The sequence below is a fragment of the Pseudomonas sp. NBRC 111133 genome, assembly GCF_001320605.1.
Taxonomy (GTDB): domain Bacteria; phylum Pseudomonadota; class Gammaproteobacteria; order Pseudomonadales; family Pseudomonadaceae; genus Aquipseudomonas; species Aquipseudomonas monteilii.
In genome coordinates, this window is sequence record NZ_BCBJ01000056.1 from 1 (window position 1) to 12285 (window position 12285).

General features: G+C 62.5%; 9 protein-coding genes and 5 tRNA genes. 9 read left to right on the forward strand and 5 right to left on the reverse strand.

Going from position 1 to position 12285, the window contains the following annotated elements:
• Positions 1–17: 17 nt before the first annotated feature.
• On the reverse strand, positions 18–1229 hold the full coding sequence (locus tag APH36_RS11510; protein WP_019099440.1) for a pyridoxal phosphate-dependent aminotransferase: 1212 nt from the start codon (positions 1227–1229) through the stop codon (positions 18–20).
• A 167-nt stretch (positions 1230–1396) separates the two neighbouring features.
• On the opposite strand from APH36_RS11510, the gene msrB reads away from it, so the two are divergent.
• Positions 1397–1792: a peptide-methionine (R)-S-oxide reductase MsrB gene (msrB, locus tag APH36_RS11515; protein ID WP_060498721.1), complete on the forward strand. Its 396-nt coding sequence runs from the start codon at positions 1397–1399 to the stop codon at positions 1790–1792.
• A 13-nt stretch (positions 1793–1805) separates the two neighbouring features.
• Positions 1806–2294: a glutathione peroxidase gene (locus APH36_RS11520; protein ID WP_060498722.1), complete on the forward strand. Its 489-nt coding sequence runs from the start codon at positions 1806–1808 to the stop codon at positions 2292–2294.
• Here APH36_RS11520 and APH36_RS11525 read toward each other — a convergent pair.
• The gene (locus APH36_RS11525) at positions 2284–4641 is read right to left on the reverse strand and encodes a response regulator (RefSeq protein WP_060498723.1); all 2358 of its coding nucleotides are present in this window, start codon (positions 4639–4641) and stop codon (positions 2284–2286) included. The two genes, APH36_RS11520 and APH36_RS11525, sit on opposite strands and share 11 nt — an antisense overlap.
• Positions 4642–4717: 76 nt before the next feature.
• On the opposite strand from APH36_RS11525, the gene APH36_RS11530 reads away from it, so the two are divergent.
• Together APH36_RS11530 and APH36_RS11535 are read left to right on the forward strand one after the other, a co-directional pair.
• A complete protein-coding gene (locus APH36_RS11530; RefSeq protein WP_060498724.1) occupies positions 4718–5605 on the forward strand; it encodes an ATP-binding protein in 888 nt (295 codons plus the stop codon).
• Positions 5606–6088 carry a GAF domain-containing protein gene (locus APH36_RS11535; RefSeq protein ID WP_060498725.1) on the forward strand — a complete coding sequence of 161 codons (483 nt, stop codon included), beginning with the start codon at positions 5606–5608 and terminating at the stop codon, positions 6086–6088.
• A 67-nt stretch (positions 6089–6155) separates the two neighbouring features.
• On the opposite strand, the gene APH36_RS11540 is transcribed toward APH36_RS11535, so the two are convergent.
• Positions 6156–6923, reverse strand: a complete 768-nt coding sequence (locus APH36_RS11540) for a hypothetical protein (RefSeq protein ID WP_060498726.1) — start codon at positions 6921–6923, stop codon at positions 6156–6158.
• A gap of 273 nt (positions 6924–7196) precedes the next feature.
• Between APH36_RS11540 and APH36_RS11545 the strand changes: the two genes are divergently transcribed.
• The 5 genes from APH36_RS11545 (at position 7197) to APH36_RS11565 (ending at position 7759) form a co-directional block, all read left to right on the forward strand.
• Positions 7197–7272, forward strand: a tRNA-Glu gene (locus tag APH36_RS11545).
• A gap of 4 nt (positions 7273–7276) precedes the next feature.
• Positions 7277–7352 (forward strand) — tRNA-Gly (locus tag APH36_RS11550).
• Between the two features lie 91 nt (positions 7353–7443).
• A tRNA-Glu gene (locus APH36_RS11555) sits at positions 7444–7519 on the forward strand.
• Between the two features lie 3 nt (positions 7520–7522).
• Positions 7523–7598: transfer RNA gene (locus APH36_RS11560), tRNA-Gly, on the forward strand.
• Positions 7599–7683: 85 nt separating this feature from the next.
• Positions 7684–7759, forward strand: a tRNA-Gly gene (locus tag APH36_RS11565).
• A gap of 733 nt (positions 7760–8492) precedes the next feature.
• Here APH36_RS11565 and APH36_RS11570 read toward each other — a convergent pair.
• On the reverse strand, positions 8493–9575 hold the full coding sequence (locus APH36_RS11570; RefSeq protein WP_060498727.1) for a fimbrial protein: 1083 nt from the start codon (positions 9573–9575) through the stop codon (positions 8493–8495).
• Entirely contained in the window at positions 9575–12148 is a 2574-nt protein-coding gene (locus APH36_RS11575; RefSeq protein ID WP_060498728.1) for a fimbria/pilus outer membrane usher protein, read from the reverse strand. Before APH36_RS11575 ends, APH36_RS11570 begins: the two co-directional genes overlap by 1 nt.
• Between the last annotated feature and the right edge of the window lie 137 nt (positions 12149–12285).

Below are 12285 nucleotides of genomic sequence, written 5' to 3' on the forward strand. Positions count from 1 at the left end.
AACAATCCCGTCGAACCCTACTGCGAATAAGTCCGCAGGAAATTGCCGATCCGGCCAATCGCCGCTTCCAGGTCATCCACCCGCGGCAAGGTCACCACGCGGAAGTGGTCCGGCCACGGCCAGTTGAACGCCGTACCCTGCACGATCAGCAGCTTTTCCGACAGCAGCAGGTCAAGCGCGAACTTCTCGTCGTTGAGAATCGGGCACACTTTCGGGTCGATACGCGGGAACGCATACAGCGCACCCATCGGCTTCACGCAACTCACGCCGGGGATGTCGTTGAGCAGTTCATAGGTGCGGTTGCGCTGTTCCAGCAAACGGCCTGGCGGCAGCACCAGGTCGTTGATGCTCTGGTAACCGCCCAGCGCGGTCTGGATGGCATGCTGGGCCGGCACGTTGGCGCACAGGCGCATGTTGGCCAGCATGTCGATGCCTTCGATGTAGCTTTGCGCGTGATGCTTGGGCCCGGAGATGATCAGCCAGCCGGAACGGAAGCCCGCCACCCGGTACGATTTGGACAGGCCGTTGAAGGTCAGGCACAGCAGGTCGGGGGCCAGCGAGGCGGTGCTGATGTGCACGGCTTCGTCGTACAGGATCTTGTCGTAGATCTCGTCGGAGAACACCACCAGGTTGTGCTGGCGGGCCAGCTCCAGCATGCCCTGCAGCAGCGCTTTGGAGTACACCGCGCCGGTCGGGTTGTTCGGGTTGATGATCACCAGGGCCTTGGTGTTCGGGGTGATCTTGGCCTTGATGTCTTCAAGGTCGGGGAACCAGTCGGCCTGCTCGTCGCACAGGTAGTGCACCGGCTTGCCGCCGGCCAGGCTCACAGCGGCGGTCCATAGCGGGTAGTCGGGGGCGGGGATCAGCACTTCGTCGCCGTTGTTCAACAGCGCCTGCATCGACATGACGATCAGCTCGGACACGCCGTTACCGAGGTAGATGTCCTCGATGGTGACGCCTTCGATTTCCTTTTGCTGGCAGTACTGCATTACCGCCTTGCGCGCGCTGAACAGGCCCTTGGAGTCGCTGTAGCCTTGCGCGGTGGGCAGGTTGCGGATGACATCCTGGAGGATTTCATCCGGCGCCTCGAAGCCAAACGGCGCCGGGTTGCCGATGTTCAGCTTGAGGATGCGGTGGCCTTCCTCTTCCAGGCGTTTGGCGTGCTTGAGCACTGGGCCGCGAATGTCGTAGCAGACATTGGCGAGCTTGTTCGATTTGCTGAACTGCATGATGGGATCCCGATATGAGAAAACACGCCACCCACGCCGAAAGGTTTGAAACGGCAGGAAGCGGGTGCCAGACTGAACGCCTGGCACACGAAGCCAACTAATATACGTGCCACCCGCGCCCCGGAAAAGACGGTGTGGGGTGAAATTCAGCCTGCCGAGGTTCCTGCATGAAAAAGATCGAAAAAACCCTGGATGAATGGCGGTCGATGCTCGACCCCGAGCAGTACCGGGTATGCCGCCTCAAGGGCACCGAGCGGCCGTTCAGCGGCAAGTACAACAGCGAGCGCCGCGGTGGTATCTACCATTGCATCTGCTGCGGCCTGGCGTTGTTCGATGCGCAGACCAAGTTCGATTCCGGCTGCGGCTGGCCAAGCTTTTATGCACCGATCGAGGACAGCGCGATGATCGAGATCCGTGACACCTCCCACGGCATGATCCGCACCGAAGTTACCTGCGCCCGCTGCGACGCGCACCTGGGCCATGTGTTCCCCGACGGCCCGCCACCGACCGGCCTGCGCTACTGCATCAACTCGGTGTGCATCGACTTGCGCCCACGCGACTGACCGGAGCCCGACCATGGCTGGATCGATGCTGGACATCCCCTGCGTAACCCTGGGCGGCGAGCACAAGAAGCTTGGCGACTTCCCGGGCAAGGCGCTGCTGGTGGTCAATACCGCCAGCCAGTGCGGCTTTACCCCGCAGTACAAGGGCCTTGAGCAACTGTGGCAGGCCTACCGCGCGCGCGGCCTGGTGGTGTTGGGCTTTCCGTGCAATCAGTTCGGCAAGCAGGAGCCGGGCGATGCACGGGACATTGCGCAGTTCTGCGAGCGCAACTTCGGCGTGAGCTTTCCGCTGTTTCGCAAGATCGAGGTCAACGGCCCGGGCGCCCACCCGCTGTTCGTCGAGCTCAAACAACGCGCCCCGGGCATTCTGGGTAGCCAGAAGATCAAGTGGAATTTCACCAAGTTTCTGGTCGACCCCGCCAGCGGCCAGGTCACGCGTTACGCGCCCACCACCAAGCCGCAGGCCCTGGAAGCGGATATCGAGCGTTTGCTCAGCCGTTGAAGGGCACCCAGTGGTCGACCAGGGCCAGTAGCTCTTCACGGCGGAACGGCTTGGCCAGGTAGTCGCTCATGCCCGCCGCCCGGCAGCGTTCGCGCTCTTCGGGCATGGCGTTGGCGGTGAGCGCAACGATAGGCAGGTGTGGCCAGCGGCCGCTCTGGCGGATGCGCCGGCTGGCTTCATAGCCGTCCATGACCGGCATGTTGCAGTCCATCAGTACCAGGTCGAATTCATCTTGCTCCAGCATTTCCAGGGCCTCGGCGCCCTGGGTGGCCAGCTGCACCTGGCAGCCGAGCTTGGCCAGCATGCCTTGGGCCACGAGCTGATTCACCGGGTTGTCTTCTACCAGCAAAATCCGCGCTCGCCCTTGCTCCAGGCTAATGGCCGGGGTGGCCAGTGGGTGCTCGGGCTCATGGCCTTGCAAGGTGCGGCGCAGCGTCTGGTACAGGGCGTTACGTGCCAAAGGCCGGGCCAGTTGATGCAAGGGCGCCAAGGCCAGCGACTGCTCGTTGGGCAGGAAGTTGCCGTAGGCGGTTACCAGCAGAATCGGCGTTTTCAGTGCCGGGCGCAGTTCGAACAGGTGGTCTACGTCGTCGGTGATCAGCAGGTCGATCGCTGTGGTGTCCAGCGTGGCGCTGCTGTCATGGCGCTGGTAGGCCAGGCCCCAGGCGGGCAGCAGGTTCTGCAACAGCTCATTAAGCCCGCTACCGGCTGCACTCAGCGCGGCTACCCGGCCATGCAGCGGTGTCGGCGGGATGGCTTCGGTGTGCACCGGCAATGGCAGCTCGGCCGTGAAGCAGCTGCCGAAGCCTGGCTCGGAGCGAATGTGCAGGTGACCTTGCATGGCCTTGCACAGGTTGCGTGTGAGCGACAGGCCCAGGCCGGTGCCACCGTACTGGCGGGTGATGCCGGCACCGGCCTGGGTGAATGGCTGGAAGATCCGCGCTTGGGCTTCTTCGGGGATGCCAATGCCGGTATCACGTACCTCCAGGCGCACGCCGCCGACGATCGTCACCAGGCGTATGTCGACACGGCCGAAGCGAGTGAACTTGAGCGCGTTGGACAGCAGGTTGCTGACGATCTGCCGTACCCGCGTGGGGTCGCCGAGCACGCTGCTGGGGAAGTCGCGGGCGATCAGGCAGGTCAGCTCTACGCTTTGCGAGGTGTTCTGCGACAGCAGGTTGGCGGTGTCTTCCACCATCGAGCCCATGTCGAACGCAATGCGCTCCAGCTCCAGCTGGCCGGCATCGAACTTGGACAGGTCGAGGATATCGTTCAGCAGTTCCACCAGCACCTTGCCCGAGTCGTGGGCAATCGCCAGTTGCTGGCGTTGCTCGCTGGGCGACGGGTTGTCCAGCGCCAGGGCGATCATGCCGAGCATGCCGTTGAGCGGGGTGCGGATTTCGTGGCTCATGTTGGCCAGGAAGGCGGCGCGCGCCTGGGCCATGTCCAGCGCGCGGCTGCGGGCCTGTTCCAGCTCCTGGTTGGACAGGCTCAGGCTACTGTTGCTGGCTTTCAGCTCGTTGGTGCGTGCCGAGACGATGTCTTCCAGCTCGTTCAGGTACTGGGTCAGGCGGTTTTCTGCGGTGCGCCGTTGTTCGATCTCGGTGGCCATGCTGACGAACTGCTGGTTGGCGACCTTCACCAGCACGCCGATTTCGTCGTGTTCGTGCCCGTGTGGGCATTCAAGGCGGGTTTGCCGGGGGTTGCGCGGGTCGCTGCCGCTGAGTGCGCCGATCACCGTCACCAGTGGCTTGGTCAGCATCATGTAGAACAACGCCAGCAGGATGCCGGTCAGCACCAGGCTGCGGGCAAAGCCGTTGAGCAGGGTGATGCCGGCGCGGTCGAGGAAGCGGCTGCCGAAGGCGTAGGTGTCGACGTCCAGGTACAGGGTGCCGAGGTATTCCTCGGGCATGTGGGTAAGGTACAGGCGCTCCTTGAACTGGCGCTGTTCACCGAACAGAAAGTCGCTCAGTGGCCGGTAGCGGTCCTCCAGCCTGGGCCGCTCGACGTCGGCCAGCACCGTTTCGTTGTTGTCGATCAACCGCGCGCGGATGATGGCCGGCGATTGCAGCAGGCCACGGGTCAGCTCCAGCGCCAGTTCCGCGTCGATGTTGTAGGCGATGCGCGAGGCCGGGTTGTGGCTGATTTGCAGCAACGCGCGCACTTCGCGGTTGATGGACGCGTCTTCGCTGGCATAATCGATGCCGATCTGGATGAGACTGAGCAATGTTCCCAGGATGAAGCCGACCAGGACTGTCAACCGGGCTTGCTTGTATGACAGGCGATTGGTGAACTTGATATCCATGAGTCCCGAGCCGGTTTCACGTCCCTTGCGCTGCGCAAGCATAGCCGAATAGCCCCGGCAGCTGGCGGGCCTGTCACACATTCAGCTGGAAATCTCACCTGTCTTGTTAGGAGTCGTCATGGACGCTCGCTTGATTGCTTTCCTGGACCGCGCCGAATCGGTACTGGCGCGCCTCGATCCCCTGTTGCCGGCACAGCGCCCGAACATCGACTGGGGCGTCACCCTGGCCGCCCGCTGGCAGCGCGATGGCCGCAGTGGTTACCTGCTGCCGCTGGACGTCAGCCTGGATATCCGCCTGACCGACCTGATCGGTGTCGACAAACAGCGCGACCAGCTGGGCCGCAACACCCACCAGTTCATCAACGGCCTGCCGGCCAACCACGCATTGCTGTGGGGCTCGCGCGGTACTGGCAAGTCGTCGCTGGTACGTGCCTTGCTGGCCGAACATGCCGGCGCCGGCCTGCGCCTGATAGAAATCGAACGCGACCACCTGGCCGACCTGCCACGGGTGGTCGAGCAGCTGCAGAAGCTGCCGCAACGCTTCATCCTGTTCTGCGACGACCTGTCGTTCGAAGCGGGGGAGGGCGACTACCGGGTGCTGAAAAGCGTGCTTGACGGCTCGCTGGAGCAGGCTCCGGACAACGTGCTGCTGTACGCCACCTCCAATCGCCGCCACCTGGTGCCGGAGAAAGAGAGCGACAACGAGAACTGGAAGCGCGTGGACGGCGAGCTGCACCCCAGCGAAGCCGTGGAAGACAAAATCGCCTTGTCTGACCGCTTTGGCCTGTGGCTGTCGTTCTACCCGTTTACCCAAGACCACTTCCTGAATGTGGTCGAACACTGGATCGGCCAGCTGGCGCGCCCTGCGGGCCTTGCGTGGCAGCGTACAGAAGAACTCGACATCCTCGCCGTGCGCTGGGCCACCGGCCGCGGTAACCGTAATGGCCGTTGTGCCTATCAGTTCGCCCGCTACTGGGTCGGGCTGCAATTGCTGGAGCAAAAGTAAATGATCGACCTCAATGCCAGTGGCGCCGGCCTCGACGGCTACAACCTGCTGGCGGCGCAAGTGCAGGCGCTGTTTGCCGACGAGCGTGACTTCATCGCCAATGCCGCGCAGTTTTCGGCGTTTCTGTACAACCAGGTGGACGACCTGAACTGGGCGGGGTTCTACCTCAACCGCAACGAAGAGCTGGTGCTGGGGCCGTTCCAGGGCCAGGTGGCGTGCGTGCGCATACCGTTCAGCAAGGGCGTGTGCGGGGCGGCGGCAGCCACCCGGCAAACCCAGCGGGTGGAAGATGTGCATGCGTTCCCTGGGCACATTGCCTGTGACAGCGCGTCCAACAGCGAGCTGGTGATCCCGTTGGTGAAAGAAGGCAGGTTGATCGGGGTGCTGGACCTGGACAGCCCGAAGGTTGGGCGTTTCAGTGAAGCGGATCAGGCGGGGTTGGAGCGGTTGGCGGCGATCTTTCTGGAGCTGACAGACTGCTGACTATTGTGCTGTCTGTGCTGGCCTCTTCGCGGGCATGCCCGCGAAGAGGCCAGCACAGGTTAACGCATCAGTCGTACATCACCTTCTTCTTCCAGGTCTCTTCCTCATCGGTCTTGAGCCCGTCTGTCAGTGCGTTGTGCTCATCCTCCGCTGGTGCCATGCGGTCCAGCACCTGGGCGTTGGCCCGGGCCAGCAGCTTTTCCAGGTACGTCAGCTGCTCTTCATACACCTTCGGCTCCGGCTGCTTGCGCAGGTATTGCACGCCACGCTCGAACGCCAGGCGCGCTTGGCCCGGCTGGTTCTTTTGCAGGGCCTGTTGGCCAAGGTTGTTGAAGAACTCGATATGCAACAGCACCAGGATATGGCGGATTTCCTTGACCCAGTGCTTGGCCTCGGGTGCTGGCAAGAAGCCTTCCTGGGCGGCGCGGGTTACCTGGTTGTGCATCGCCTCCAGCAAGAAGCGCACGTCCTTGGCCTTGACCTCGGTGTGGATCGGGTTGGGCGGGTTGTTCACCGGTATCTTGTCGCCCTGGGCAATCAACCCCTCCAGTTCGGCGATGCGTGCCTTCAGCTCGGGGTTGTGCTTGTCCACCGCCAGCTGGCGCTGGTTGAGGTTCAGCTCCAGGCGGGCCAGCAGCAATTTGAGGGCCGGGGTCATGAACTGCCCGGGGAAGGTCTCGGTGATTTCGCCACAGCGGCGCAGGCGGTCGGCCAGCTCGATCCTTGTCCGGACGCGTTCGATCTTGCCGTTCTCGACCACATTGTTGAGGTAGCCGATCACGATCAGCAACGCGATGCCCGCCACGATGAGCAGGGTGATCAGATGTGGTGTCACCGTTAATGCCTCATTGAAGAAGAATTACAGCTTTGAGTGTAGTGAGTTCGCCGGAGGACGAACAGCGGCTATATGCCGACACTGGCTTCTCTCTATATCGACAACCCGCCCCGCATCTGCACCTCCCTCCAGCCGGAAGTCATTGATTTAAATAAATTTCTACAAAGGGGTTGACGCACCTCTGAACCATCCCTAGAATGCGCGCCACTTGCAGCGTAAAGCACACAGCGAAACGCGGCAGGGAGTGAAAGCAGGCAGTAGTGCCAGCAGCGTGTCCCCTTCGTCTAGTGGCCTAGGACACCGCCCTTTCACGGCGGTAACAGGGGTTCGAGTCCCCTAGGGGACGCCAAATTGCGGGAATAGCTCAGTTGGTAGAGCACGACCTTGCCAAGGTCGGGGTCGCGAGTTCGAGTCTCGTTTCCCGCTCCAGTTTCTCCGGCAACGCTTAACGGCGGGGCAGGAAAAGAAAATCCAGGGTGAATCGTGAGGTTCAAGTCTGGTGCACTGAAAAGTGTTGTGTGTCCCCTTCGTCTAGTGGCCTAGGACACCGCCCTTTCACGGCGGTAACAGGGGTTCGAGTCCCCTAGGGGACGCCATTTGCGGGAATAGCTCAGTTGGTAGAGCACGACCTTGCCAAGGTCGGGGTCGCGAGTTCGAGTCTCGTTTCCCGCTCCAGTTAAATACTGTGGCGTCTATGCGGTGCAGTGGTGGTGAAGGTCTTCATGGTGCTTCACGCCGAAAGCGTTAAAAGCTTCAAAATGCGGGAATAGCTCAGTTGGTAGAGCACGACCTTGCCAAGGTCGGGGTCGCGAGTTCGAGTCTCGTTTCCCGCTCCAAACATAAATTCACAGGTTTCCTTGAAACGTTGTGATTATCCAGAAAAAGAGGCCGGACAGGCTGTGTGAAAACACACTGAAAGGTCTTAGACCAAACGCCCCGACTTGTTCGGGGCGTTTGTTTTTGTGCTGAAAAAGGCTCTTCAGCCCATCAGCTGCATCATTTTCTTGGCACCCAGGACGCTGATCGCTCGCTTGAGGTTGTAAGCGGTCACGGCCGGCGACATCTCAGCTTTTGTCCCTTCGAGTTGTCGCAGCAGGAAGCGCCCGTTCACACCCGGCAAGGGGAAGTGTTAGCCAGAGGCAAAATGCTGGCCTGACGAACATGAAGCGGATCAGGCGGCACAGCGGGGTTAGGCGGCAACAATCGCCAAAGCCCAATACCTGAACGCTGTGACGTAGATCCGACAGGCATAAGCAGGAAGGTCACGCGAATTACTCTGGGAGATCTGTACGTTTGCCATTGTGCTACCGAGCGTCGTGAGGCGACGGGATGAGCATGCAGAAGTCAGCCGAAGCCGTAGTCGCTGCTGTCGAATATCCTGCTCGACGAACTTGACCGCATACTAGAACGGCGGGGCCATCGCTTCGTCCGCTAACCGCCGTGTACTGAACTGTAAGCACGCTGATGTGAGAGGACGGCGGGTGTGACCCGCCTCCTACTCGATTCTGTTCGTTTAATTTTCAACTTTGCACAGGTCGCAGGGTATTCCCTGCGACCTTTTTTTGCGCGTTATTTGTAGGTGACGGTAAAGGTCAGGCCCCCTTCGGCGACGCCTGGCTTTACAGTGGGTGCGCTCTGGTAATAGCGTGCCTGAAAGTCCAGCTGGGTGATGCCGATACTCACCGGCTTGACCGATTCGTCGGATTGCAGTGGCATGGGGCTGCCATCACCGCGCAACAGCTGGATTTCAATCCCGGCGGCATCGGACAGCGTGCCCAGGCTGAAGCGTCCTTCGGCCGGAACGGTAGGTACCGAGCCGTTCGCACCGTCCAGTATCAGGTGAACGTTGGCGGGGGTGGGGTTGGGGGCGCTGGCATCTTCGCAGTCGCTGAGCCTGATATTGAACGGTACCGCCGGGGTGGTGCTGCCCACCCCTTTGAAATCTGCCAGCGGATGGCTGCCCAGTTGCACAGGGTCGGCGCTTACCGCGTCGGCTTTCAGGGAGCACTGTGCCTGGTTCACCGTTGCGCTCAGGCGGAACTCCATCATTTTACCCAGGTTATGCATATAGCCATGAAACAGCTCGCCATTGATACGCTGGGGACCGGGGGCGATCGGCCCTGTCTTGATGAGCCAGGCCTGCCCCCTGATGGTCGACAATTCGGTGTTGAACGGCTGGTCGCGCATGGTGCCGCTGTAAGGGATGACGGGGCGGCTGCCGGAATCGGGAACGAAGGAGTTATTGGCCACCCCGTCAAACGGTGAACCAAGCTCTATGTAGACCCCAATGCCGGGGATGTTGGTTTCCATGACATGGCCATCGATGTTCTTGCCACCGATAGGTGGCAAGCTTCCAGCGAAGATGGCCGCGGTGTTGGGGAGCGTTGACTTGGGGGGGGTGGCGGGGTCCCATACGCACCTGGCTATCGCGCCTTCATTGCTGCTTTTGGTTATTGAACTGGTACCGATCACGGTCCCCTCTGCAGCATCGCGGGGTACCCAGAATGTCCCGATGTCACGCTCGAAGGTCATGTAGGTGGCGCCCGTCGAGAAGCTACAGCTTGCGTACGCGTTGCCAGCGCCAAGGCCCAGGGCCAGGCAGCAGGCGGCCAGCCGCATGCGGCGGCGGGGGGTGAATGTAAACACGGTCATCACAGCGTTTCCTGGATATTGTCGCCGGGCAGGCGGGTCTGGCCGCTGGCCTGAGGCGGTTGGCAGTGCAGGGTTTGCAGGCGGTAGCCACCGTTTTGCGCAAGTGCTTGCGGGTCGATAATCAGTGGGCAGGCGTTATCGCTGGCGTCGCCCCACAGCACACGTATGGCCTGTGGGCCTGTGGTGCGGGTGGACACCAGCGCCTGCCCGGCCTGGCCGACCACCCCCAGGCTTTGGCCGTTGGCATCGAGTACCTGGGCGCCAAACGGCACGGGTTGGCCGTTGGCCTGGCGCAAGGTCAGCACCAGGCGTGCCACATGCTCGGCGGTGTAGCTGGCCTTGACCACCGCACCCCGGCGCGGCACCACGTGCTGGCTGGCGTTGCCAATCACCACTTCCGGCGACAGGTCGTCGGTTTGCAGCACCAGTGCATTCAGGCGATAGGGGCGCAGGTACGGCACCAGCGCATAACCCTGTGCATTGGTGCGCGCCGAAGGGGTGTTCTGCACACCGACGCCGGCCACGTCGGGCACATGTACCAGGGCCATGGTTTCGCCCAGTTGGCTGCCGAGTGCCACGCCATCGCCATGCAGCATGATGGCGCCGCTGGCATTCACCGAAAGGGTGCGGTAATCGCTGCCTTGGTTGTAACCCATGCCGACATTGGCCAGGCTGCCTTGGTAATTGACCGACATCCCACCACTGCTGCGCCCCTGGCCGTCGTTGCTCAGCGAGGTACTGTAGCTGAGCTGGTTGTCCAACAAGCCGCCGCTCAAACTGGCGCGTTCGCTGGTTTTGCCACCGTCGTTGCGCAGGTCGAAGCTGGCTTGGTGCTGTCGGCCGAAGTCCAGTGGCACGCTGAGGCTCAGGCCGAACATGCGGCTGTCGTCGTTTTGCGAGTTCAATGCCTGGGAGGCGAACAGGTTGACCGACACTTTGCCTACGCGGGTGGTGTATTGCAGCTGGTACTGGCGGCGCTGGTTGCTGGTTTGCCAGTAGGTGTCCTGGGAAAACGTCAGGTTCAGCGTGCTGCGCTCACCCACGGTGTGGTACACCGAAGCTTCCAGGCGGCTGCGCCGGTTGCCCAGGTAGCTGCTGGCATGGCTGCGCTGTTGCACGGCTTCGTCGAAGTCGCGGTAGCCCTCGGTCGAGTAGCGGTAGCCGGCAAAGCGCAGGTTGGTGCGGGTGGGGAAGCTCTTGCCATAGCGCAGGGCAAAGCTGTGGCCCTGGGGTTCGCCCAGTGTACCGCCCAGGTCGGTGGAAGAGCGGGTCACATCGAACGACAATGCCCCCAAATTGCCGACGTCGCGGGCCAGGCCCAGCACGCTGGCCTTGTAGTATTCGCTGGAAAGCAGGCCGCCGTAGAGGGTGGTATCCCAGGCACCGCCTCGGGCCAGGGTGGCTTGCCAGAACAGCGGGTCGTCGAGCTGTTCGGCGCCGTCGTAGCGGCCAACGGTCGCGCTGTAGCGCCATACACCGTCGCGTAGCAGAGTGCCCATGCTGGAATAGGGTTGGGTGAAACGGCGGACCTGGCCATCGGCCTCGGTGATGACCACCTCCAGCTCGCCATGGCCAGAGCCTACGCTGAGGTCATCGATGGCGTAGGGCCCGGGGGCCACGTAGCTGGAATAGATAGGATAGCCATTGTGCAGGATTTCTACCTTGGCGCGGCTCTGGGCCACGCCGCGGATCACTGGGGCGTAATGCTGCATGGCATCGGGCAGCATGCCCGTGTCGGATGCCACGCGTGCACCGGTGAAGCGTACGCTGCGGAACATGTCGCTGTTGGTGAAGGTTTCGCCCAAGGTGATGTTGGCCTGCAGGCCTGGCAGGTCGCGCTGTGCATAGGTGTCGCTGCGGGTCCAGTGGCGTGCCCCGTCGGCCTCGTCGCGCAGCGCCTGCTTGCTGCGCAGGCGCCAGGCGCCCAGGTTGATGCCGCTGTCCAGGTACAGGTCCTGGCTGCTTTGGTTGCCCCGGCCACGCTGGCTGCTGTGCTGTGCCGAGGCCTGGTAGCTGATGAAGGCAGCGTTGATGCCGTTACTCCATTGCGCCTCGGGCACGCTGCCCGAACGGTCCTGGCGCAGGGCGATCTGCGGGATCGACAGCGACAGGCGCAACTGCGCGGGGTCGAAGTCGACGCTGGCGTGTGGCACCCGTTGCGCCAGGTCGAGGCAGGTGTCGTCGTCAGGCAGGGGGGCATCCAGGGCCTGTTCGCGCAGGTCGAGGGTGCGCAGTAGCGTGCTGGTCAGGCAGGGCTGCAAACCCTGGCCATCTGGGCCTTCGATGAAGTCGATGTCCTGTTCGTGCAGGGGGCTGAGGTTAAGGGTGAGCTGCACCCGGTAGCGCCCTGGCGGCAGGCGGGTCTGGGCGGCAAGGTTTTGCAGGGCCAAGGCTCCGGCGTCGGCTGGCTGGCCAGGGGCTTGGCGCATGAAGCCGGGCTGGAAGGCGATGTCGGCCTGGTTGGCCAGGGCTGGGTGGGCAAGGGTCAGCGCCAGGCAACTGCCAAGCAGTGGCGGCAGCGGGGCGAGGCGCAGGCGCAACGGCAAAAGTCTGCGCCGTTCGAGCTGGGGCATGAGCGTTTCCTGGGCGGCGTCTACGGACGATGCACAGGTAGGCTCGTGGTAGGCGCCTGGTGCTGGAAATGGATGGGTGTCAGGGCAGGTTTGGCTGCCGGGTCACGGTTTACAGGCGGGGGGCAGGGTAAGCGGGA

Excerpts from the sequence above, each read along its gene's own strand:
- APH36_RS11535 (WP_060498725.1), top strand. The coding sequence starts at position 5,606 with ATGATCGACCTCAATGCCAGTGGCGCCGGCCTCGACGGCTACAACCTG.
- APH36_RS11520 (WP_060498722.1), top strand. The coding sequence starts at position 1,806 with ATGGCTGGATCGATGCTGGACATCCCCTGCGTAACCCTGGGCGGCGAG.
- APH36_RS11575 (WP_060498728.1), bottom strand. The coding sequence starts at position 12,148 with ATGCCCCAGCTCGAACGGCGCAGACTTTTGCCGTTGCGCCTGCGCCTC.
- APH36_RS11570 (WP_060498727.1), bottom strand. The coding sequence starts at position 9,575 with ATGACCGTGTTTACATTCACCCCCCGCCGCCGCATGCGGCTGGCCGCC.
- APH36_RS11510 (WP_019099440.1), bottom strand. The coding sequence starts at position 1,229 with ATGCAGTTCAGCAAATCGAACAAGCTCGCCAATGTCTGCTACGACATT.
- APH36_RS11530 (WP_060498724.1), top strand. The coding sequence starts at position 4,718 with ATGGACGCTCGCTTGATTGCTTTCCTGGACCGCGCCGAATCGGTACTG.
- APH36_RS11525 (WP_060498723.1), bottom strand. The coding sequence starts at position 4,641 with ATGCTTGCGCAGCGCAAGGGACGTGAAACCGGCTCGGGACTCATGGAT.
- msrB (WP_060498721.1), top strand. The coding sequence starts at position 1,397 with ATGAAAAAGATCGAAAAAACCCTGGATGAATGGCGGTCGATGCTCGAC.